Raw genomic sequence first — 21,530 nt, forward strand, 5'->3', positions numbered from 1 at the left:
CCGGCCCCGATCGGGACACCATGCCTGCCAGTGGCCGTCGCGTCCGGTGCGACCGGCCCGCAGGCAGAGGTGGTCGGTGATGCCCGCGCGCTCCAGGTGGCGCCCGCCCGCCCGGGCCCGGCGGTGCGTGGTGGCCGCGGTGCTGGTGGCGGGCGCGGCCGTGCTGCTGCCCGCCGGGCCGGTGGCCGCCGCGCCCAGCGACCAGCCGGGTGGCACCTCCGGCGTGCTGGACAGCCGCGACCTGGACCAGCTGCAACGGCGGGCCGCCGAGGTCCAGGAGGACCTCCGCGCGCGCCAGGGGCAGGTCGTCGCCGCACGCGAGGCGCTGGCCGAGGCGCAGCGGTCGGTGGACGAGGCGAGGGCGGTGCTCGAGGACGCCCGGGGCGTGCTGGCCGGGCACCAGCGCGAGGTCGCCGGGTACGCCGTCGCCGTCTACCGGGACGGTGGCGCCCTCACCCCCCTCACGCTCCTGCTCGCCGGTGGGGATCCGGGGGAGGTCCTCGCCGGCATGGGCTTCCTCGACGCCGTCGACGCGCACCTCGCCCACCTCATCGGCATCGCGGAGAGCCACCGGCGCGCCGCCCTGGACCAGCAGCAGCGCGCCCAGGCCGCGCTCGACGCAGCCCAGGGGCGGGCGGACGAGGTGGCCGCGCGGGTGGCCGCGCTGGAGGCGGCCGCCGACGCGGTCACCACGGAGCTGCACGACACGCTCGCCGTCGTCGACCGGCAGCTGGCGGCGCTCCAGGGGGAGCAGGCGTCGGTGAACGAGCAGACGGCGGCCAGCTGGCGGGCCTACGTCGACCAGCTCCGGACCGCCGGCATCGCGGACGTGCCCGCCGCTGCGCTGCGGGAACCCGGGCGCAGCCTCCCCGACCGCCTGGCTCCGGTGGGCGCCGCCGGGGGCGGCGCGCAGCGCGGGGTGGCCCAGCTGCCCGGGCGGCCGAGTTCGCTCCTGGTGCTGCCCGCCGAGACCCTCGCCGCCGTCAGCGGCGCGATGGAGGCCCTGGGGCAGCCGTACGCGCCGGGGACGGCGGGGCCGGAGTCCTGGGACTGCGGCGCACTGGTCCGGGTGGCCTACGGCCGGGCCGGTGTCCAGCTGCCCGCGACGCAGGAGGAGCTGTTCGCGAGCGCCGTGCCGGTGGACCGCGCCGACGTCCTCCCCGGCGACCTGGTCTTCCTGGGCTCCCCGGAGGCGGGGCTCGGGCACGTGGGCATCGCCCTGGACCCGCGGACCATGCTGACCGCTGACGCGCGGGCCGGCGCGGTCGTGGTGCGCACGCTGCCGGGCGACCAGGTGCTGGCGATCGGCCGCCCGGTCCTCGGCCAGCGGCCCCCCGTCGCCGTCCCGGGGCCGGCCGCGGGGGCGCTGCGGACCGAGTGCGGCAACACCGTCTACCCGCCCAGCTACGACGGAGCCCGCGCATGGGGCGGCTACCCGAACGGCCTCATCCCGCCCAGCGCCATGTGCCCGCTGGGCGTCGGCGGGCACGCGCTGCGCTGCGACGCGGCCGCCGCCTACCGCGCGATGTCGGCGGCCTACGCGACCGCCTTCGGCAGCCCGTTGTGCATCACCGACTCCTACCGGACCTACGCAAGCCAGGTGCGGCTGTACGGGGAGAAGCCGGCCCTGGCCGCGGTGCCCGGCACCAGCAACCACGGCTGGGGTCTGGCGGTGGACCTGTGCGGTGGCGTCGGGACGTTCGGCACCCCGCAGTACGCCTGGATGGCCGCCAACGCCGGCCGGTTCGGCTTCCTGCACCCCACGTGGGCCGATCCGGGCAACGGGCGCGAGGAGCCGTGGCACTGGGAGTTCGCGGGCAGCTGATCCGGCGCGGGCCGTCGGTGGCGCGGCGGAAATGTCGGTGGCCCTTCCTACCGTGCGCAGCAACTCACGGAGGAGAAGAAGCGATGCTCATCGATTGCGACACCTGCACCGCCCGCGGGACCGGCTGCGCCGACTGCGTCGTGACCGTGCTGCTGGGAGCCCCGCCCGGGTGGCAGGGGGGCGACCCGGTCGTCGTGCCGATGACCGGGCGGCCGCGTGGCGGGCCGGCCGCGGCCGCCGAGGACGTCGTCGTGCCACCGCCGGGCGTGGTGGTGGAGTTCGACGAGGTGGAACGCCGCGCCGTGCGCGCGCTGGCCGAGGGGGGCCTGGTTCCCCCGCTGCGGCATCCCGACGGGCACGGCGGGGAGCGGTCCGGACGGCGCACCGGCTGATCGCCGCCGCACCCCGCGGCGAGGGCCGGGTGACCACCCGATCGGGTGAATGCCCAGGTGGGCGGCCAGGCGCCCGTCGCACACGTCTCAGCTGTCCCCGTTTGTCACAGGCGCATCACGGTCGTAGGGTTCCCTCCGTTCGGCCGGGTGGTCGTCATCCATCGATGGATGGCCTCGACCGGACACCGCCTAATCACCGCGTGGCGCGCACCACTGCGCCCGAGGTGTACCGGGGACCCACCGCACTCTGGGGTGAGTTCTCCCGCCGCCGGCTCGCCGGTGGGTGGGGGATAGGGCCAGTCTTCCCAGCCCGAACCCGTCAGCTAACTCGGTCGGCGGTCGAAGTGGAAGAAACGGAGAGCCGCCGCACGTGGCGACCCCTCACGCACTACTGACGCACGCCCCCGAACAACTCCACACCGCCGGCCGGCGCAGCTCCGCCAGCGCCCGCCGCTTCGGACCGCTCCGTTCGGGGCTCCTGGTCAGCGCCGTCGCAGCCCTGACCGTCACCGTCCTCCCGGGTACCGCGTCGGCGGTCCCCGGCACCGCCGACGAGATCGCCGCCCAGGTGGCCGAGGCCAGCCACGAGCTGGAGGTCGTCTCCGAGCAGCTGAACGAGGCGCGCGTCGTCCTCGAGGGCCACCAGCGCGACGCGCAGGCCGCGAGCGAGGCGGTCGCGGAGGCGGAGGGCCGGCTCGGCTCCCTCGACGGCCACATGCGCCGGCTGGCCCGCAGCGTCTACACCGGCAGCGGCATGTCGCCGCTCGACGTCCTGCTGACCAGCACCTCGGCCGACCAGCTGGTCGACCAGCTGGGCACCCTCGACGCCATCGCCGGGCACACCAGCGAGGTGCTCACCGAGGTGTCGCGCGCGGCCGAGGACGCGGAGCAGGCCCGCGACGCCGCCGAGGAGGCCGCGGCGGACGCCCGGCGGACGGTGGAGCAGATCGCCGCCCAGCAGGAGGAGCTCGAGGCGAAGATCGCCGACTACCAGCGCCGGTACGAGGCGCTCACCGCGCCGCAGCAGGAGCAGGTGGCGCAGGCCCACGGTGGCACCGGCCTCCCGGCGCCCACCGGCGCCGTCATCGCGCCGAGCTCGGCCGCCCAGGTGGCGGTGAACACCGCGCTCGCCCAGATCGGCGACCCGTACGTGTGGGGTGCCGGCGGGCCGAACGCCTTCGACTGCTCGGGGCTGACGTCGTACGCCTACGCCGCGGCGGGTGTGATGCTGCCGCACTCCAGCCGGTCGCAGAGCCAGATGGGCAGGCCCGTCTCGCGCGGCGAGCTGCAACCTGGCGACCTGCTGTTCTTCTACAGCCCGGTGAGCCACGTGGGCATGTACATCGGCAACGGCCAGATGGTGCACGCCTCCACCTCCGGCCAGCCGGTGAAGGTGGCGAGCGTGGACTCGATGGGGAACTACAACAGCGCCCGTCGCATCGCCGGCTGACGGCTCCGGGAGCATCGCAGCGAGGAACGAGGGCCGGTGATCCCGACAGGGGTCGCCGGCCCTCGCCGTCGCTGGCCGGTCAGGTGACCGAGGGCCCGATCCCGAGGACCTCGGGCAGGCCCGCAGGACGGGAACACGGTGAGGGCGGGCCTCGCGACCGGGTCGAGCAGGATGCAGGCCGCCCAGCACGTCCCCGAACCGGGACGGGCCGCTGCGGTTGGCCCGCCTAGGATCGGCCGGGTGAGCGTTCGCCGGGCCGCCCTGGTGGCCGCGGCCCTGCTGGGGATCGCCGTCGTCGTCGTCATCGTCGTCCGCACCCCGTGGGACGTGCTGCCCGAACCGCCCGGAGGGCACACCGAGCCCGACCCGACCGCCGGCCTGGATCCCGCGGCGATCGAGCGCGCGGAGGCCTTCGCCGCCGCCCTGCGACCCGCGTCGCTGCTCTCCCTCGTCCTCGGGCTGGCGGTCTCGGCCGTGCTGGGGCTCACCCCGCTGGGGGCCCGCCTGATGCGGTCGCTGGGGGCGCGGTGGAGGGACCGCTGGGTCGTGCGGGTGGTGCTGGGGGTGCCGGTCCTGCTCCTCCTGGGCCGCGCCGTGACCCTGCCGATCTCCGCCTACGCGGAGTCCGTGCGCACGCGCTACGGCCTGTCCACCCGCGGCTGGGGGCTCTGGCTGCGCGACGTCGCCGTCTCGTGGGCCATCAGCGCGGCGCTGACAGTGGTCGTGGTGCTGGCCTTCCTGTGGCTGGTCCGTCGCGCGCCACGCACCTGGTGGGCCTGGGGCGGGGCGGCAGTGGCCGGCTTCGTCGTCGTCGGCTCGTTCCTCTACCCGGTGGTCATCGAGCCGGCGTTCAACTCCTTCGAGCCGCTGCCGGCGGGTGAGCTGCGCAGTGACCTGCTGGCGCTCGCCGAGGAGAACGGCACCCCGGTGCAGGACGTGCTGGTCTCCGACGCCTCCCGGCGGACCACGGCGTTGAACGCCTACGTCTCCGGGTTCGGCTCCACCCGGCGCATCGTGGTCTACGACACCGTCCTCGGCGAGCTGCCCGACGCGGAGATCGAGTCGATAGCGGCGCACGAGCTCGGGCACGTCGCCACCGACGACGTCCTCACCGGCACGCTCATGGGCGCGCTCGGCGCGGGCGCGGCGACCGCCCTGCTCGGCTGGTTGCTGACGTGGACGCCGCTGCTGCGCCGCGCCGGGGCGCCCTCGGCCGGCGACCCCCGCGTGGTCCCCCTGCTGCTGTTCCTCGTCGCCGTGGGCAGCCTGCTGGCCACACCCGTGCAGAACCTGGTGTCGCGCCAGGTCGAGGCCCGCGCGGACCTGCACGCCCTCGACCTCACCCGCGATCCGGAGGCCTTCATCGCCATGCAGCAGCGGCTCGCCACGGCCAACCTCGGCGATCCGGACCCGCCGGCGGCCTGGCACTGGTTCTTCGGCAGCCACCCCACGACCGCGCAGCGCATCGCGATGGCCGAGGACTGGGCGCGCCTGGAGGGGCCGTGAGCCGGACGCTCGTCGTCACCAACGACTTCCCGCCCCGGCAAGGGGGCATCCAGACCTTCGTGGCGGCGCTGCTGGAGCGACGGCCGCCGGACTCGCTGGTCGTGCTGGCGTCGGACGCACCGGGCTCGGCCGAGCACGACCGATCCCTGCCCTATCCGGTGGTGCGCCGGCCGACCGGGATGCTCCTCCCGACGCGGGCGACCGCCCGCGCGGCCGTGGAGCTGGTGGAGCGGTACGGCTGCGACACCGCGTTCTTCGGGGCGGCCGCGCCGCTGGGGCTGCTCGCGCCCGCGCTGCGCGCCGCCGGGGTCCGGCACCTGGTCGGGGCCACGCACGGCCACGAGACCGGCTGGGTCGCCCTCCCGGGCAGCCGGCAGGTGATGCAGCGGATCGCCACGGGGCTGGACGTCCTCACCTACATCAGCGAGTACACCCGCGAGCGCCTCGCCCCGCCGCTCGGGGGCCGCGCCCGGCTGGCCCAGCTCTCGCCCGGGGTCGACGTCGACCGGTTCGCCCCCGGGGTCGACGGGACGGCGGTGCGTGCCCGCCACGGGCTCGGTGACGCACCGGTGGTCGTCTGCGTCTCCCGGCTGGTCGCCCGCAAGGGGCAGGACGTGCTCGTGGCGGGGTGGCCGCGGGTGCTCGCCCGTCACCCGGGGGCCCGGTTGCTGCTGGTCGGTGGTGGGCCGGACGAGGGCAAGCTGCGTCGTGCGATCGCCGCCCGCGGCCTGCAGGGCTCCGTCGTGCTGACCGGCCCGGTGGACCACGACGAGCTGCCGGCGCACTACGCCGCCGGAGACGTGTTCGCCATGCCCTGCCGCACCCGGCGCGGGGGACTCGACGTCGAGGGCCTCGGCATGGTCTTCCTCGAGGCCGCGGCCTGCGCCCGCCCGGTCGTCGCGGGCACCTCGGGCGGTGCGCCGGAGGCGGTGCGCGACGGCGTCACCGGGCACGTGGTGGACCCGCGGTCACCGGAGGCGGTGGCGACGGCGCTGGTGGGGTTGCTCGACGACCCGGGGCGCGCCCGGGCGATGGGCCTGGCCGGGCGGGCCTGGGTGGAGCAGCGGTGGTCCTGGACGTCGATCGCCGCGACGTTCGACGAGCTCCTCACGAAGCACTGAGGCCCGCCGCGCAGGGGCGCGGCGGGCCTCGGTACGCGGCGTTCAGCGGCTGTAGAGCGCGTCCACGTCGGAGCCGAACTCCTTCATGACCACGTTGCGCTTCAGCTTCAGGCTGGGCGTCAGCATCCCGTTGTCCTCGGTGAAGTCGGTGGCCAGCACCGTGAACTTCTTGATCGCCTCGGCCTGGGAGACCGCCTTGTTGGCCTCCTGCACCGCGGCGTCGAGCTCGGCGAGCACGTCGGGGTCCTCCCGCAGCTGGGCCGCGGTGAGGGAGGTGTCCTTGCCCCTGGACTCCAGCCACTGCGGCAGCGCCTCTTCGTCGAGGGTCACCAGCGCGGCGATGTAGGGCCGCTGGTCGCCGACGACGATGCACTGGCTGACCAGCCGGTGGGCGCGCAGCCGGTCCTCCAGCACCGCCGGGGCGACGTTCTTGCCGCCCGCGGTCACCAGGATCTCCTTCTTCCGGCCGGTGATCCTGAGGAAGCCGTCCGAGTCGAGCTCGCCGATGTCACCGGAGTGGAAGAAGCCCTCGGAGTCGATGGCCTCCTTCGTCGCCTCCGGGTTGTTCCAGTAGCCGCGCATGACGATGCCGCCCCGGATGAGCACCTCGCCGTCCTCGGCGATCCGGAACGTGACACCGGGCAGCGGCCGGCCGACGGTGCCGATGCGCAGGGCCGCGTCGTGGTTCACCGAGGCGGCCGCGGTGGTCTCGGTGAGGCCGTAGCCCTCGAAGACGGTGACGCCGATGCCGCGGAAGAAGTGGCCGAGCCGCTCACCCAGCGGGGCACCGCCGGAGATGGCACCCAGGCAGCGCCCGCCCAGGGCGGCCCGCAGCTTGCCGTAGACCAGCTTCTCGAACAGCGCGTGCTGCACGCGCAGGCCCAGCCCCGGGCCGCCGGTGTCCTGGGCGCGGGACCAGTCGATGGCCACCTGTGCGGCCCGGTCGAAGATCTTGCCCTTGCCGTCGCCCTCCGCCTTGGCCTTGGCCGAGTTGAAGACCTTCTCGAAGACCCGGGGGACGGCGAGCACGAACGTCGGCCTGAACTCGCCGAGGTCCTCGACGAGGTTCTTCACGTCGGGCGTGTGGCCGATGACGGTGCGGTTCTTGATGGCGCCGACCTGCAGCACGCGGGCGAGCACGTGGGCCAGCGGGATGAACAGCAGGAGCGAGCCCTGCACGTTCATGAACCGGTCGAGCAGCGTGATGCCGTTGCCGATCTCGAACAGGAAGTTGGCGTGCGTCAGCTCGCAGCCCTTGGGGCGGCCCGTGGTGCCGCTGGTGTAGATCAGCGTGGCCGGGCTGTCGGCGTGGAGCGTGGCCCGGCGGGCGTCGAGCTCGCTGTCGGGCACCTCCCGGCCGGTCGCGGTCAGCTGCTCGACCGCGCCGTCGTCGATGACGAAGACGGCCTTCAGCTCGGGCGCCTGGTCCCGGATCGACTCGATGGCGGCGGCGTGCTCGTCGCGCTCGACGACGGCGACCGTGGCCCCGGAGTCGGAGAGGATCCACGCCACCTGGTCGGCGCTGGAGGTCTCGTAGACCGGGACGACGACCGCGCCGGCGGTCCAGATGGCGTAGTCGAGGACGGTCCACTCGTAGCGCGTCTTGGCCTGCAGGGCGACGCGGTCGCCGGCGGCCACCCCCGCGGCGATCAGGCCCTTGGCGACGCCCCGGACCTCCTCGCCGAACTGCTGCCAGGTCACGTCGGTCCAGCGGCCGTCCACCCGGCGCCGGAGGCCGACCTCGTTCCCGTGCTCGGCGACGTTGGTCGTGAGCATGTCGGTGAGGGCCTCGTCGGGGCCCACCTCGTGGGTTGCTGGAACGCTGAACTCGCGCACGCCCGGTCCTTTCCTCCCCGACCGTCCGGAGGCACCGTCGCCCGCGGCCCCGGTACGGGGACGTCCGAACAATCTAGCGGCTGGTGCTACCCGGGAGTAGCCGAGTGCCGTGGTGTACGGGGGCCGGGCACGGCGGGGAGCGGCTAGCCTGCTGCCCATGGCCGACCAGTCCACCCAGTCGATCGTCGTCGAGGCGCCTGCGGCCGAGGTCATGGCGGTGATCGCCGACTTCCCCTCGTATCCGCAGTGGGTGACCGCCGCGAAGAAGGTCGAGGTCCTCGAGACCGGCGCGGACGGCCGGGCCCGGCGGGTGCACTTCGTGCTGGACGCCGGCGCGGTGAAGGACGACTACGTCCTCGAGTACACCTGGGACGACGACCGCCGGGTCTCCTGGACGCTGGTCCAGGGACAGATGCAGAAGCGGCAGGAGGGCTCCTACACCCTCGCCGAGACCGGCGGCCGCACCGAGGTCACCTACTCGATCACCATCGACCTCTCCATCCCGATGCTCGGCATGATCAAGCGCAAGGCGGAGAAGGTCATCCTCGACACCGCGCTCAAGGAGCTCAAGAAGCGCGTCGAGGGCTGAGCCGAGTGCGCACCCTCCTGGTCACCGGCCCCGGCGGGACGGGCTCCTCGACGCTGGCGGCCGCCGCGGCCGTCCGCGCCGCCCAGGAGGGCCGGCGCACGCTGCTGCTCTCCCGGCAGCCGCCACCCGTGCCCGGCCTCGACGAGGTCCCGGGGCTGCGCACGCTGCGCGTGCAGGGACGCCGGGCGGTCGAGGACCTGTGGGGAGCCCACGCCGGTGCGCTCGGTGCGCTGCTGCCGCACCTGGAGCTGCCGCCGGCCAGCTCGGTGGTGCCGCTGCCGGGCGCCGAGGAGCTCGCGTTGATGGCGGCCCTCGGCTCCGCCGACGCCGACCTGGTGGTGGTCGACGCCGGCCCCCTGCGGGACGGGCTCGCGCTGGCGGCCCTGCCCGGCGTCCTGCGCTGGTGGCTGGACCAGGCGCTGCCGCCGACGGCCCGGGCGCTGGCCGCCGTGCGGACGGCGACGGTGGCGGCGGGGGCGGCCCGCCAGGGACCGGTGGACGCGCTGCTCGCCGCGCTGCCCGGGCTCGAGCGGCTGCTCGCGCAGGAGCGGCTGGCCGATCCGACCGCCACGGCGGTCTGGCTGGCCGCCGCCGCCCGCGGCCCCGCCGTGCCGGAGCTGCGGAACGCGGCGACCGTGCTGGCCCTGCACGGGTTGCGGGTCGCCACCGTGCTCGCCCGGGTGCTGCCGGCCGGCGGTCCGGGGGAGTGGTGGGCGGGACGCATCGCCGAGCAGGACGCCGCCCGGTCCCGGCTGGCGGAGGTGGCCGCCGTGCACGACGTCCCCGAGCTGCCGGCCTCACCGGCGGACGTGGCCGGTGCCCGGGCCCTGCTGGACGGGCTGGATCTCCCGGCGTCCGGCGGGCCGGCGAGACCGGCCCCGCACCGGGGCGGGTCCGGGTGGCAGTTGGTCGTCCCGCTGCCCTTCGCCGACCGCGCCGCCGTGGGGCTGACCCGGTGGGGCGATGACCTCGTGCTGTCGGTAGGGGAGGATCGTCGTTCGCTGCGCCTGGACTCGCTGCTGCGCCGGTGCGAGGTGACGGGGGGACGGCTGCTCGCCCCCGGCACCGCCGACGCCCGCCTCGAGGTCAGTTTCCGCCCGGATCCGCAGCAGTGGCCGGCCGACCTCCTGGCGGCCGAGGGGAGGATCAGATGACCACCGGTGCCGACTGGCTCGACCAGGCCCGCCGCCTGTTCGACGTCGTCCGGGCCAGCGCCGAGCGGCCCGCCGCCGCTTCCGGCGACGGGCATGGCGGGGACTGCCGCTGGTGCCCGGTCTGCCAGGCGGCCGCCGTCGTCCGTGGTGAGCGTCCCGAGGTGACCGCCGCGCTGGCCGACGTCCTCACCACCACCGCGGCCGCGCTCCGGGCGTTCGCGGAGGACCAGGGCGCCGGCGGCGCCACCCCGGCGACCGGCGACCGCGCCCCCGAGCAGCCCCCCGAGCAGCCCACCGAGCAGTCCACCGGCCAGCCGGCCGTCCAGCGGATCGACATCGCGTGACCGGGCCGGGGGTGACGGCCCGCCCGGCGCTCGGCATCGACATCGGCGGCACCAAGGTCGCCGGTGGGCTGGTGGCGCCCGACGGCACGATCGTGGCCACCGCGCGGCGGGCGACGCCCGGCGCCTCGGTGAGCGACACCGAGGACGCCATCGCGGCCGTCGTCGACGAGCTCGCCGGGGGGCTGGGGGACGAGGTCGTCGGCGTCGGCGTGGGTGCCGCCGGCTGGTTCGACCGCACGGGGGACACCGTGCTGTTCAGCCCGCACCTGGCGTGGCGGAACTCCACCCTGCGCAAGGACCTGGGCGCGCGGCTGCAGCGCCCGCTGTGGGTGGGCAACGACGCCGACGCCGCGGCGTGGGCCGAGTACCGCTACGGCGCCGCCCGGGGTGCCGACCTGGCGCTGATGATCACCCTCGGCACCGGCATCGGGGGCGGCATCGTGCTCGACGGGCGGCTGCGCCGGGGTTCGCACGGGGTCGCGGGGGAGTGGGGGCACATGCGCGTGGTCCCCGACGGGCGGCTGTGCGCCTGCGGCAACCGGGGCTGCTGGGAGCAGTACGCCAGCGGGACGGCGCTGGGCCAGACCGCGCGGGAGGTGGCCCGCACCTCGCCGGCGGCCGCCGCGCTGCTGCTGGAGCGGGTCGACTGCGAGCCCGACCGGCTGACCGGCGAGCACGTGGCCCGCGCCGCCTACGACGGCGACCCGCTGGCGCTCGAGCTCGTCACCGACGTGGGGTACTGGCTGGGCCAGGGGATCGCCGACCTGGCGGCGGTGCTCGACCCCGAGGTCGTGGTGATCGGCGGCGGGGTCAGCGTGCTCGGCGAGATGGTGCTGCGGCCCGCCCGGGAGCGGCTGGAGCGCGCCCTGCCCGGCCGCGGCTTCCGCCCCGGCCCCCGGGTCGTCGTCGCCGAACTGGGGCCGCAGGCCGGCATCGTGGGCGCGGCCGACCTGGTGCGGAGGGCCGTCGCCGAGGGCGAGGCCTAGTCCGCCGGCGCCAGCTCCCGGGCCAGCTGCTCCAGGAACAGGCCGATGTCGGTGACGATGCCGATCGCCTGCGCGCTGCCCCGGTCGGCCAGCTTGGTGACCGTGGCCGGGTTGATGTCGACGCAGACCAGCGGGATCGACGCCGGCAGGATGTTCCCGGTGGCGATGGAGTGCAGCATCGTCGCCACCATGATCGCGAAGCCGACGTCGTGCAGCTCGGCGCGCATCGCGCGCTGACCCTCGATCACGTCGGTGTGCACGTCGGGCAGCGGCCCGTCGTCGCGCACCGAGCCGACCAGCACGAACGGTCTCCCCGCCTGCACCATCGCGTGCATGACCCCGCCGGTGAGGACGCCGGAGTCGACGGCCGCCGGGATGGAGCCGGCCGCCCGGATCGTGTTGATCGCGCGGATGTGGTGCTCGTGGCCGTGCGGCACCCCCGAGCCCTTCGCGAGGTCGACCCCCAGCGAGGTGCCGAACAGCGCCGACTCGATGTCGTGGGTGGCCAGGGCGTTGCCGGCGAAGAGGACGTCGACGTAGCCGGCGCGGATCAGCCGCACCATCGCGGGGGCGGCGCCGGTGTGCACCACGGCCGGCCCGCCCACCCACAGCACCCGCTTCCCGGCGGCCCTGACCTCGCGCATGCGCTCGGCGATCTGCCGGACCAGCAGCGCCTGGGGCTTCTCGCTGGACACCGTGGAGGACATGAACCCGAAGTCGTCCTCCGTGCCGCGTGGGGCCTGCACGGGCAGCTCCACCCGCACCCCCTGGGCCCCGCAGACGACGGTGTCTCCCGCGCGCACGTCGCTCACGGGCACCGTGCGCACGACCGTGCCGGTCTCCTCGGTGGACACCACCAGGCCGCAGTCCATCTCCGGGTTGCGCACCCGCAGCCACTCCCCGTCCAGGCGGACGAGGGTCTCCAGGTTGGTGGTCGAGTAGAAGTCGTCCGGGAAGACCCCGTCCGCGGGGGCGGGGCGGGTCGTCGCCGTCCCCGGATCGACGGCGTTGGCCCCGTGGACCTGCACCCGCATGAGGATCCGCTCGAGCCGCTCGGCCTCGTCGGCGGTGATCTCGATCAGCGCCGTCGACTCGTCGGCGTGCTCGCGCCCCAGGGCCAGGTCGGCGATCCGGTAGTCCCCGCCGTACTCCAGGACGTCGTCGAGGATGCGGGCGAGGGTGCCGGTGTCCATCAGGTGGCCGGCGACGGTGACGGTGGCGGTGGCGGTGCCCATGCTCAGACCACCGCCCCGTCGTCGCCGTCGTCGGAGCGGTCGCGCATGCGGGAGACCAGCAGCGCCACGCCACCGGCCACCACGCCCACCCCGAGGACGAGGCCGGCGTCGGCCGAGAGGCCGATGATCGAGGGGACGCCGATGAGCAGGATGCCGGCGGCCACCAGCAGCAGTGCGTAGAGGACCGCCGGTGCGGGGACCGGCAGCGGCGGCGGGGCCGGCGGCTCGAAGTGCTCCTCCGGCCGGTCGAGCACCGGCACCTCGTGCGGCGTCGGCGGGGGCGCGTCCGACGGCGCCCCGTCGACGGCCGTGGGGCCGTGCTCGGCCTCGAAGGCGGCCACGATGCGGCGCCATTCGGCGTCCTCGTCGAGGTCGCGCCCGGCGGGCCGGCGGAGCACGCGCGGCTCGGCCGGGTGCTCGTCGGCGTGCTGCTCGACCAGCCCCCGCGCCTCGGCCTGGCGCGACCGGTCGACGAACAGCCGGTCCGACGGCGGGCTGGGGAGGACGACCGACCGGGTGTAGGGGCCGACGTCGGCGGCCGGCTCCAGGTAGGCGGCGATCCCGGCGGCCTCGAGGACGTCGAGGAGGTGCTCGCCCACGCGTGGGTCGACGTCGCGCACCGGGCTCCAGAGCGCGGCGTCCAGGCCGTTGTCGCGGCGGCCCCGTCCGCGCCGCTCGGTCACCGACGCCCGCCCGACGAGGCGCCGGTCTCGTCCACCGGCACGCGCGCGCGGATCCACTCGGCGGACCGGCGGAAGACCAGCGGGGCGTCGTTGTCCAGGGTGGCCACGTGGTAGCTGTCCTCCAGCACGACCTCGGTGGTGTCCGGGCTGGCCACACCGGCCAGCAGCAGGGCGCTGTTCACGGGCTCCACGACGTGGTCCTCGGCGCTGCGGAAGACGATGACCGGCGCCGTGACCAGCCCCAGGTCGGCGCGGGTGGCGGCCCAGAGGCCGCGCAGCTGCAGCATCGCGCGCGTGGGCAGCTTCGGGTAGGCGAGCTCGGTGACGCCGGGCTTCTTGATGTCGCTGGCGATCGGTGCCCAGCTGGGGGTCAGCCGGGCCAGCAGCGGGAGCAGCTTGGCGTCCAGCCGCTGGGTCGTCAGCGCCGGGTTCACCAGGAGCAGTCCGGCGACGTCGCCCGCGCGCACCTCGGCCAGGCGGGTGGCCAGCGTCCCGCCCATCGAGAGGCCGGCGACGAACACCCGGTCGCAGGTGGCGGCGAGCTGGTCGAACGCGTGCTCCACCGTCTGCGTCCACTGGTCGGAGGTGCTGGCGTTGCAGTCCTGCCAGCGGGTGCCGTGGCCGGGCAGCAGCGGGCACCGGACGGCGAAGCCCTCGGCGGCCAGGTGCTCGCCCCAGGGCCGCACGCTCATCGGCGTCGCGGTGAACCCGTGGACGAGGAGCACGCCGGTGCGCCCCGCCGGCCCCTCGCCGCCGGGGAACTCGAACGGCTCGGCGCCGGGCATGACCTCGGGAACGGGGGTCGGTCCGGGCACGGCGCTCCTCCTCGGCATCCGGCGTCGCGCCGGTGTCGGCTACCTCACGACGGGTCCCGGATTGTGATCGGGGCCCCAGGCTCCCTAGTCTGGCAGTCCCCGAGGGAGGCGTGTTGTTCTACTGGTTCCTCAAGTTCGTCGCGATCGGTCCGGCGGTGACCGTGGTCTGCCGCCCGAAGGCCGAGGGCGTCGAGCACGTGCCGGCGACGGGTGCGGCGATCCTGGCGAGCAACCACCTCTCCGCGGCCGACTGGATCTTCATGCCCCTGCAGCTGAAGCGGCGGGTGACCTTCCTGGCGAAGGCGGAGTACTTCACCGGCAAGGGCGTGAAGGGCTTCCTGCAGCGTGCCTTCTTCTCCGGCGCCGGCCAGGTGCCGATCGACCGGTCCAGCGCGTCGGCGGCCGAGAACGCCATCCAGACCGGCCTGCGCATCCTCCGCCAGGGCAAGCTGCTCGGCATCTACCCGGAGGGCACGCGCTCGCCCGACGGCCGGCTCTACCGCGGCAAGATCGGGGTCGCCCGCATGGCGCTGGAGACCGGTGTCCCGGTGATCCCGGTGGCCATGTGCTACAGCTCCCGGAAGCTGCCTTTCGGCAAGGAGCTGATGCGGGTGAAGGTCGTCTTCGGGGAGCCGCTGGACTTCAGCCGATACGAGGGGCTGGCCGGGGACCGGTTCGTCGAACGCTCCATCACCGACGAGATCATGTACGAGATCATGACGTTGTCGGGCCAGGAGTACGTCGACGTCTACGGCGCCACGGTGAAGAAGTCGATGGACGCGACGGGCGCCAGCGCCAACGACGTCATCGCGACCCTGCAGCCGCCGGTCACCGAGGCCGCCGACCGCGCACCCACGACGCTCGCCGGCTGACGGGGCAGCAGCCGGTCGAGCACGTCGCGCAGCAGCGTGAGCAGCGCGGCTCGGAGCATCGTGGGGCTCCCGGACCCACTGGGCGACGAGGTCCTCGGTGACGGAGAAGAACGCGCGCATCAGCTGCCGTCGGCGGCGACCTACGGTGGACGGCGTGCGGCGCTTCTTCTACGACACCGAGTTCATCGAGGACGGCACCACGATCGACCTCGTCTCCATCGGCGTCGTCGACGAGACCGGCCGGGAGTTCTACGCCGTGAGCACGGAGTTCGACCCCGGCAAGGCCATTCCCTGGGTGCGCCGCAACGTGCTCGACCAGCTGCCCCCGCCGGCGGACAAGGCGTGGCGCAGCCGCCAGCGGATCCGCGAGGACCTGCTCTCCTTCCTGACCGCACCGGGGGAGGAGATCGAGCTGTGGGCCTGGTTCGCCGCCTACGACCACGTGGCGCTGTGCCAGCTGTGGGGCGCGATGCCGGCGCTGCCCCGGCCCATCCCGCGCTTCACCCGGGAGCTGCGGCAGCGCTGGGACGACCGGGGGCAGCCGCCGCTGCCGCCGAAGCCGCAGGGCACCCACGACGCGCTGGTCGACGCCCGGTACAACCTCGCGCGCTGGCACGCCATCGAGGCCGCGGGCTGACGTGCCCACCACCCGCAGGTGGACCCCGGGGGCGGGAGACGGAACAGTGCCCGGTGTGGGTCGACCCAGCGAGCGCCCGGAGTCCGAGGTGCTGGCGGAGGTGGAGGACGCCTCCGCCCGGGAGCACGGGGTGCCGGCGTCCCTGCTCGACGGGTACCTGACCGCGCTGACCGCCGTGGCGGTGCAGGGGCGCCGGCTGACGGCCGCCGAGGAGGCCCACTGCCGGCAGCTCGGCGCGAGGGCGGCGGAGCAGGGGGTCGGGCTGCCCGCGCTGGTGGACCTGTACATGACCGCGTCGCGCAGGCTCTGGCCGCGCCTCCCGGGCCTCGTGGGTGACTCCCGCGGACGGTCGGGCTCCGTCGACCTGGTGTCCGTCGGCGAGGCGGTGTGGCGCGGGGCGGACACGGCGCTGGCGGCCCTGGCCGCGGGGCACGTCGACGCCGAGCGGGACGTGGTCCGTCGCGAGGAGGCGTTCCGGCGGGAGTTCGTCGACGACCTGCTCACCGGCCGGTCGGAGGTCGGCGCGCTCGTCGAGCGGGCCGCCCGGCTGGGGCTGGCGCTGACCGGCAGCCACACCGTGACGGTGGCGGCGACCGACCGGCCCACCGACTCCGGCATGCCCCTGACCGGGTGGCTGGAGGCGGAGGCGCGCGCCCGCTTCGGCGACCGAGGGCTGCTCGTCGCGGCGAAGGACGGTCGGCTCGTCTGCGTGCTGTCCTCGGTCCCGGCGCCGGGTGGGCGGGCCCCCGACGACGACGCGCTGGCCGAGCTGTCCGGCCAGGCGGTGGGCCGGCTGACCCGCCGTGCGCGGTGGCGGGTGGGGGTGGGGCGCTCGTACCCCGGTCCGCGGGGGGTCCTCCGCTCCTACCGCGAGGCGGTGGACGCCCTCGAGGTCGCGCAGCGGCTGAGCCTCCCCGAACCGGTGGTCCACGCGCGGGACATGCTCGTCTACCGGGTGCTGCTCCGGGACGAGGAGGCGATCGCCGACCTCGTCGGCACGGTGCTCGGTCCGCTGGTGGACGCCCGGGGTGGCCCCGAACCCCTCGTCGCGACGGCAGAGGCGTACTTCGCCGGCGGGCGCAATGCGGCCTCGGCGGCCCGTCGGCTGCACCTGAGCGTGCGTGCGGTGACCTACCGGCTGCAGCGGATCCGGGAGCTCAGCGGGTACGACCCGGCGGATCCGGCCGACCAGCTGCCGCTCCTCGTCGCCGTCACCGGAGCGCGCCTGCTCGACTGGCCGGCGAGGCCCCTCACCCTCCGCTGAGCAGCGGGTTGCCCGGTCGACGCTGCCGGATCTCGGCAACGAGTGGCAGCGGGTGTCGTCCGGCCCGGCCCCTGCCGGCGGCGGGCGCGCCGTCCTAGCGTCGGGACATGGCTCGGACCTCCCACCCGCTCCCGCGGCCCACCGCCTCCCCGGCCACCCCGTCGGTGGCCCGACCCGGCCGATCCGCGCAGCGGCTGCGCGCCGGGCACCCGGCGTCCCGGCACACCGGCGCGGTCGCGGACGGTGCCGAGCTGACCCTGGATATCCGGTGGGGCGGGCGCCGTCCTCTCGTCGAGGTGTCCGGTGAGCTCGACCTGGCGGGCGCTGATCTGTTCGCGGCCCTCCTCGCCCACGTGCGGGCCACCGATCCGGGGCCGATCGCGGTCGACCTCGGCCGCGTCAGCTTCATCGACTCGCACGGGCTCTCCCCGGCGCTCGCCCGCGACGTCGTCCTGGTGGCGGCCTCGCCGGTGGTCGCCCGGGTGCTGCGGCTGCTGGGCCTCCCGATCCCCCCGCCGGGCGAGATCCGGCACGGCGTCGGTCGCCCCCGCCGCGGCCGTCCCCGGTCCGGCGGCGCCTGAGCCGTCGCGGCGAGCCGCTTGCCGCCACCGGGAAGAGACGGCCCCCGGAACGCTGCCCGGTCCCGACCGGGTGCGCTCCCACCGCCCCGGACATCCGCAGCACGTCCGCCACGTCGTCGTGAAGAGGTTCCCCGTGCTCTCCCTGCTCTGGTTGCTCGTCGTCGGTCTGATCGCCGGTTTCCTCGCCCGGGCGCTCGTGCCCGGCAAGGACACCATGAGCCTGGGCGCCACGCTGCTGCTCGGGGTGAGCGGCTCCGTCGTCGGTGGCCTGCTCCTCGGCCTCCTCTTCGGTGGCTTCCGGGACCGCGGCTTCGGTCCCGCCGGGATCATCGGTTCCGTCCTGGGAGCGGTGCTCGTGCTCCTGCTCTACAACCGGTTCTCCGGCCGGCGCCAGGCCGGCTCGGGGGCACGGCGCGGCGTGCGCTGACCTGAGAAGCGCAGAAGGCCCTCTCCCGTCGCCGGGAGAGGGCCTTCCGCCACGCGGCGGCGGCTACACCGTGAAGACGGCGAGCAGCCGGTTGAGCTCCTTGGACAGCCCGTCCAGCTCCTGGGCCGCCGAGCGGGCCCGCTCCACGTCGGTCGCGCTGTCGTCGGCGTCCCGGCTCACCGTGGTCAGCGTGGTGGTGACGGTGCCGGCGCCCTCCGCCGCCGTCGCCACGCTGCGGCTGAGCTCCCGGGTGGTCGCCGTCTGCTCCTCGACGGCGCTGGCGATCGTCGTCTGGTGGTCGTTGATCGCCCGGACCACTTCGGCGATGCGCGAGATCGACCGCACCGCGTCGGTGGTCTCGGACTGGATGCCCTGCACCCGCTGCGCGATCTCCTCGCTGGCCTTCGCCGCCTCCTGCGCGAGCTCCTTGACCTCGTTGGCGACGACGGCGAAGCCCTTGCCCGCATCGCCCGCGCGGGCCGCCTCGATGGTGGCGTTGAGGGCCAGCAGGTTGGTCTGCTCGGCCACCCCGGAGATGACCTTCACGACGTCCCCGATCTCCGCGGAGCTCGCCCCGAGCGCGGCGATCGTCGTCTCGGTCTGCTCGGCGAGGGACGCCGCCTGGCGGCCGACCTCCGCCGCCTCGGCGGCGCTGCGGGCGATCTCGGTGATCGAGACCCCCATCTCCTCGGCGCCGGCGGCCGCGGAGGAGACGCTGCTGCTGATCTCCGCCGCGACGCCGTGGGCCCCCTGCGCCTGGTCCCGGCTGCGGGAGGCCCGCTGCGCCAGGCCGTCGGCGACGGTGGACACCCCTGCGGCGGAGGCGGCGACGTCCTGCGCGCACCGGTGGATGTCGCGCACGGTGCCGGCCACCTTCTCCACGAAGCGGTTGAAGGCGCCGGAGAGCTGCCCGACCTCGTCGTCGCGGGAGTCGTCCATCCGCTGGGTCAGGTCGCCCTCCCCGTCGGCGATCTCGGCCATGCGGTCGCGCAGGTGGGTCAGGGGCTGGGTCAGCCGGTGCCCGACCCACCGGGCGAGCACCCCGCCCAGCACGGCGATCACCAGGCCGGCGACCACCATCGCCCACATCATGGACGAGCGGCCGGACGCGAGGGACTCCTGGGCGCCGGCGAAGTCCTCGTCGCGCGCCACGGTGGCGATGACCCAGTCCCAGGGGGCGTAGTACGACACCCGGACGGTCGTGGGCCCGGCCTGGGGGTCGTCGTAGCGCACGGTCGCCTGCTCGCCGCCTTGCAGTTGCAGGGCGGCGTCGACGATCTGCTGCACGTAGGGCGTGCCGTCGGCGTCGGTGGCCGAGAGCATCTGCTCGCCGTCGCGGCTGCCGTCGGGGCTGATCAGCACGGTGCCGGCGCGGTCCCCCGTGCCGCCGTAGATCTCGACGTGGCCGTTCTCCCCGATGGTGGTGGCCTGCAGGCCCTCGCGGAGCGCGGGCAGGTTCTCCTGCTTCACCCCGACGTAGAGGACGCCGACCACGTCACCCGCGGGCCCGAGGATGGGTTCGTAGGCCGACACCAGCCAGGAGTCGACGACGAAGGCGTTGCCGCGGTAGGTCTCGCCCTTGCTCACGGCGGAGGCGACCGGGTTCGGCGCGCCGTCGGGGTTGACGGCGGGGATGTAGGTGCCGATGGCGCGGGCGCCGCTCGCGGCCTGCACGTTCGTGGCCACGCGCAGGAAGTCGCCCGAGGGCGTCTTCTGGAAGATGGTCACGGTGGCCCCGACCATCGTCTTGACGGTGTCGACCACCGGCGTGGGGACGGCGGCGTCGCTGTTCTTCCCCAGCCACTCGCCGCCGACGAGGACGCGGGGGAGGGTCAGCGGCGTGACCTCGCCGGTCAGCTGGTTCTTGGCGTCCCAGAGGACCAACCCGGTGCCGGAGTCGTCGATCGCGAACCCGCCGGCCTGCTGCAGGACGTACCGGGCGGTGGCGAGGTCGGAGTCGACCTTGGCGGCGGTGGAGGCGCCCTGGGTGGCGACGACGTCGTAGGTGCCGCGGGCCGCCCGGCTGATGTCCTGCTCGACGAGGGCGTCCATGTGCTGCGCGGCGTCGTCGGCGAACCGGCTGCTCTGCCAGGCGCTGACGCCGCCCATGGCCACGCCGGTCGCGGTGACGCTGGCCACCGCGAGGGCCACGACCTTGGTCCGGATGCCCGTGTTCGAGGGAACCGCCCAGGCGGGCAGGTTCGTCCAGCGCATGTTCTGCCTTCCAGGTAGGGGCGGCGATCTGGGTGCCGCCGCTCGACCGGGATATCGGCAGCTCAGCGCGGGGTTCGCCGCGGGAGCGACCGTCTGTGGCCTGATCGTCACCGCGCGGGGCGGGTGGTGCGCCTGGATGGAGTCGCTCCACGGTCCGCCGGCGCCCGCGCCGGGACGCCGTCCCGCTTCGTGGGACGACTCCCTGGCCAGCGCGGAGGGGTCTCGCCGTACCCTCGGGGCGTGAGCCTCCCCGAACCTGCCGAGCTGGTCCCCGGTCTGGACCGGTGGCGGGAACTGCCCGCCGCCCAGCAGCCGCGGTGGCCCGACCGGGCCGCGCTGGACGCCGTGCTGGCGACTCTCTCCTCGGTCCCGCCGATCGTCGCCCCGAGCGAGGTCGACACCCTCCGCGCCCAGCTGGCCGACGTCGCGCAGGGCAAGGCGTTCCTGCTGCAGGGTGGTGACTGCGCGGAGACGTTCGACCTCAACACCGAGCCGCACCTGCAGGCCACCACCCGCACGATGCTGCAGATGGCCATCGTGCTCACCTACGGCGCGAGCGTGCCGGTGGTCAAGGTCGGCCGCGTGGCGGGGCAGTACGCCAAGCCGCGCTCGTCGGACACCGATGCCTTGGGCCTGCCCTCCTACCGGGGCGACATGGTGAACGACCTGGAGCCGGTGCTGGAGAAGCGCATCCCCGACCCGAACCGCCTGGTGCGGGCCTACGCGAACTCCGCCGCCGCCATGAACATGATCCGGGCCTACGCCCGCGGCGGCATGGCCGACCTGCACGCCGTGCACGACTGGAACCGCGACTTCGTCGCCAACTCGCCGGCGGGCGTGCGGTACGAGGTGATCGCCCGGGAGATCGACCGCGCACTGGCGTTCATGCGGGCCTGCGGCATCGACTCCGACGCGCTGCGCGGGGTGGAGCTGTTCAACTCGCACGAGGCGCTGATCCTCGACTACGAGCGCGCGCTGCTGCGCATGCACGAGGGCCGGCCGTACGCCCTCTCCGCCCACTTCGTCTGGGTGGGGGAGCGGACCCGCCAGATGGACGGCGCGCACATCGAGTTCGTGTCGAAGCTGGCGAACCCGATCGGCGTGAAGATCGGCCCGACGACGACGCCGGAGCAGGCCGTGGAGCTCGTCGAGCGCCTCGACCCGGACGGCGTGCCGGGCCGGCTCACCCTGATCAGCCGGATGGGCAACGGGAAGATCCGCGACGTCCTGCCGGGCATCGTGGAGAAGGTCACCGCCAGCGGGCACACCGTCGTCTGGCAGTGCGACCCGATGCACGGCAACACCCACGAGTCCTCGACCGGCTACAAGACCCGGCACTTCGACCGCGTGGTCGACGAGGTGCTCGGCTTCTTCGACGTGCACCGGGCGCTGGGCACCTGGCCGGGCGGCATCCACGTGGAGCTGACCGGTGAGGACGTCACCGAGTGCCTCGGCGGGGCGATGGAGATCAGCGACGAGGACCTCAACAGCCGGTACGAGACCGCCTGCGACCCGCGGCTGAACACCGGTCAGTCGCTGGAGCTGGCATTCCTCGTGGCGGAGATGCTGCGTGCCTGAGGACCGCGTCATCCGCTGGAC

Annotated in this window: 20 protein-coding genes and 1 riboswitch; of the genes, 15 read left to right on the plus strand and 5 right to left on the minus strand. The window is 74.9% G+C overall.

The window, feature by feature from the left end; translation table 11 throughout:
* Window positions 1-79 precede the first annotated feature (79 nt).
* The 5 genes from ACI79K_RS11520 to ACI79K_RS11540 all read left to right on the plus strand — a co-directional run bounded on the left by ACI79K_RS11520 (window position 80) and on the right by ACI79K_RS11540 (window position 6,294).
* Window positions 80-1,825, plus strand: coding sequence for a D-alanyl-D-alanine carboxypeptidase family protein (locus tag ACI79K_RS11520; RefSeq protein WP_456599753.1), 1,746 nt, complete (start codon window positions 80-82; stop codon window positions 1,823-1,825).
* A gap of 83 nt (window positions 1,826-1,908) precedes the next feature.
* Complete coding sequence (locus tag ACI79K_RS11525; RefSeq protein WP_456599754.1) at window positions 1,909-2,217, plus strand: hypothetical protein; 309 nt, start codon at window positions 1,909-1,911, stop codon at window positions 2,215-2,217.
* Between the two features lie 176 nt (window positions 2,218-2,393).
* Window positions 2,394-2,570: riboswitch (cyclic di-AMP (ydaO/yuaA leader) on the plus strand.
* 17 nt (window positions 2,571-2,587) lie between these two features.
* Window positions 2,588-3,667, plus strand: coding sequence for an NlpC/P60 family protein (locus tag ACI79K_RS11530; RefSeq protein WP_456599755.1), 1,080 nt, complete (start codon window positions 2,588-2,590; stop codon window positions 3,665-3,667).
* Between the two features lie 240 nt (window positions 3,668-3,907).
* A complete protein-coding gene (locus tag ACI79K_RS11535) occupies window positions 3,908-5,173 on the plus strand; it encodes a M48 family metallopeptidase (RefSeq protein ID WP_456599756.1) in 1,266 nt (421 codons plus the stop codon).
* Complete coding sequence (locus ACI79K_RS11540) at window positions 5,170-6,294, plus strand: glycosyltransferase family 4 protein (RefSeq protein ID WP_456599757.1); 1,125 nt, start codon at window positions 5,170-5,172, stop codon at window positions 6,292-6,294. The genes ACI79K_RS11535 and ACI79K_RS11540 overlap by 4 nt, the downstream gene beginning before the upstream one ends.
* Window positions 6,295-6,336: 42 nt before the next feature.
* On the opposite strand, the gene ACI79K_RS11545 is transcribed toward ACI79K_RS11540, so the two are convergent.
* The gene (locus ACI79K_RS11545) at window positions 6,337-8,130 is read right to left on the minus strand and encodes an AMP-dependent synthetase/ligase (RefSeq protein WP_456589533.1); all 1,794 of its coding nucleotides are present in this window, start codon (window positions 8,128-8,130) and stop codon (window positions 6,337-6,339) included.
* A gap of 157 nt (window positions 8,131-8,287) precedes the next feature.
* Between ACI79K_RS11545 and ACI79K_RS11550 the strand changes: the two genes are divergently transcribed.
* Genes ACI79K_RS11550 through ACI79K_RS11565 form a run of 4 tightly spaced genes read left to right on the plus strand, consistent with a single transcriptional unit; the run spans window position 8,288 to window position 11,203 of the window.
* Window positions 8,288-8,719 carry an SRPBCC family protein gene (locus ACI79K_RS11550; protein ID WP_456589532.1) on the plus strand — a complete coding sequence of 144 codons (432 nt, stop codon included), beginning with the start codon at window positions 8,288-8,290 and terminating at the stop codon, window positions 8,717-8,719.
* 5 nt (window positions 8,720-8,724) lie between these two features.
* Window positions 8,725-9,873, plus strand: a complete 1,149-nt coding sequence (locus ACI79K_RS11555) for an ArsA family ATPase (RefSeq protein ID WP_456599758.1) — start codon at window positions 8,725-8,727, stop codon at window positions 9,871-9,873.
* Window positions 9,870-10,217 (plus strand): hypothetical protein, encoded by a 348-nt coding sequence (locus ACI79K_RS11560; protein WP_456599759.1) that lies wholly within the window; start codon window positions 9,870-9,872, stop codon window positions 10,215-10,217. Before ACI79K_RS11555 ends, ACI79K_RS11560 begins: the two co-directional genes overlap by 4 nt.
* Window positions 10,214-11,203 carry an ROK family glucokinase gene (locus ACI79K_RS11565; protein WP_456589529.1) on the plus strand — a complete coding sequence of 330 codons (990 nt, stop codon included), beginning with the start codon at window positions 10,214-10,216 and terminating at the stop codon, window positions 11,201-11,203. The genes ACI79K_RS11560 and ACI79K_RS11565 overlap by 4 nt, the downstream gene beginning before the upstream one ends.
* Here ACI79K_RS11565 and ACI79K_RS11570 read toward each other — a convergent pair.
* The 3 genes from ACI79K_RS11570 to ACI79K_RS11580 are packed head-to-tail and all read right to left on the minus strand — an operon-like array spanning window position 11,200 to window position 13,936.
* The gene (locus tag ACI79K_RS11570; RefSeq protein ID WP_456599760.1) at window positions 11,200-12,438 is read right to left on the minus strand and encodes an ornithine cyclodeaminase, nickel-pincer nucleotide-dependent; all 1,239 of its coding nucleotides are present in this window, start codon (window positions 12,436-12,438) and stop codon (window positions 11,200-11,202) included. The genes ACI79K_RS11565 and ACI79K_RS11570 overlap by 4 nt on opposite strands.
* A gap of 2 nt (window positions 12,439-12,440) precedes the next feature.
* Window positions 12,441-13,121, minus strand: coding sequence for a hypothetical protein (locus tag ACI79K_RS11575; protein WP_456589527.1), 681 nt, complete (start codon window positions 13,119-13,121; stop codon window positions 12,441-12,443).
* Entirely contained in the window at window positions 13,118-13,936 is an 819-nt protein-coding gene (locus tag ACI79K_RS11580) for an alpha/beta hydrolase (RefSeq protein ID WP_456599761.1), read from the minus strand. Before ACI79K_RS11580 ends, ACI79K_RS11575 begins: the two co-directional genes overlap by 4 nt.
* 110 nt (window positions 13,937-14,046) lie before the next feature.
* On the opposite strand from ACI79K_RS11580, the gene ACI79K_RS11585 reads away from it, so the two are divergent.
* From ACI79K_RS11585 to ACI79K_RS11605, 5 genes are all read left to right on the plus strand, one after another.
* Window positions 14,047-14,808, plus strand: a complete 762-nt coding sequence (locus tag ACI79K_RS11585) for a lysophospholipid acyltransferase family protein (protein WP_456589525.1) — start codon at window positions 14,047-14,049, stop codon at window positions 14,806-14,808.
* 154 nt (window positions 14,809-14,962) lie between these two features.
* Window positions 14,963-15,445, plus strand: a complete 483-nt coding sequence (locus tag ACI79K_RS11590) for a polyadenylate-specific 3'-exoribonuclease AS (protein ID WP_456589524.1) — start codon at window positions 14,963-14,965, stop codon at window positions 15,443-15,445.
* Between the two features lie 55 nt (window positions 15,446-15,500).
* Window positions 15,501-16,709: a PucR family transcriptional regulator gene (locus ACI79K_RS11595; RefSeq protein WP_456589523.1), complete on the plus strand. Its 1,209-nt coding sequence runs from the start codon at window positions 15,501-15,503 to the stop codon at window positions 16,707-16,709.
* Between the two features lie 107 nt (window positions 16,710-16,816).
* Window positions 16,817-17,290, plus strand: coding sequence for an STAS domain-containing protein (locus ACI79K_RS11600; protein ID WP_456589522.1), 474 nt, complete (start codon window positions 16,817-16,819; stop codon window positions 17,288-17,290).
* Between the two features lie 133 nt (window positions 17,291-17,423).
* Window positions 17,424-17,717 carry a GlsB/YeaQ/YmgE family stress response membrane protein gene (locus ACI79K_RS11605; protein WP_456599762.1) on the plus strand — a complete coding sequence of 98 codons (294 nt, stop codon included), beginning with the start codon at window positions 17,424-17,426 and terminating at the stop codon, window positions 17,715-17,717.
* 63 nt (window positions 17,718-17,780) lie between these two features.
* Here the strand turns inward: ACI79K_RS11605 and ACI79K_RS11610 are convergent, their stop codons facing one another.
* Window positions 17,781-19,931 (minus strand): methyl-accepting chemotaxis protein, encoded by a 2,151-nt coding sequence (locus ACI79K_RS11610; RefSeq protein ID WP_456599763.1) that lies wholly within the window; start codon window positions 19,929-19,931, stop codon window positions 17,781-17,783.
* A gap of 240 nt (window positions 19,932-20,171) precedes the next feature.
* On the opposite strand from ACI79K_RS11610, the gene ACI79K_RS11615 reads away from it, so the two are divergent.
* Complete coding sequence (locus tag ACI79K_RS11615) at window positions 20,172-21,509, plus strand: class II 3-deoxy-7-phosphoheptulonate synthase (protein ID WP_456599764.1); 1,338 nt, start codon at window positions 20,172-20,174, stop codon at window positions 21,507-21,509.
* Window positions 21,510-21,530: the final 21 nt, after the last annotated feature.

Source organism: Blastococcus sp. SYSU DS0616 (genome assembly GCF_054051015.1).

Coding starts and splice junctions, on each gene's coding strand:
- ACI79K_RS11600 (WP_456589522.1), top strand. CDS start 16,817: ATGGCTCGGACCTCCCACCCGCTCCCGCGGCCCACCGCCTCCCCGGCC.
- ACI79K_RS11520 (WP_456599753.1), top strand. CDS start 80: ATGCCCGCGCGCTCCAGGTGGCGCCCGCCCGCCCGGGCCCGGCGGTGC.
- ACI79K_RS11610 (WP_456599763.1), bottom strand. CDS start 19,931: ATGCGCTGGACGAACCTGCCCGCCTGGGCGGTTCCCTCGAACACGGGC.
- ACI79K_RS11525 (WP_456599754.1), top strand. CDS start 1,909: ATGCTCATCGATTGCGACACCTGCACCGCCCGCGGGACCGGCTGCGCC.
- ACI79K_RS11550 (WP_456589532.1), top strand. CDS start 8,288: ATGGCCGACCAGTCCACCCAGTCGATCGTCGTCGAGGCGCCTGCGGCC.
- ACI79K_RS11560 (WP_456599759.1), top strand. CDS start 9,870: ATGACCACCGGTGCCGACTGGCTCGACCAGGCCCGCCGCCTGTTCGAC.
- ACI79K_RS11570 (WP_456599760.1), bottom strand. CDS start 12,438: ATGGGCACCGCCACCGCCACCGTCACCGTCGCCGGCCACCTGATGGAC.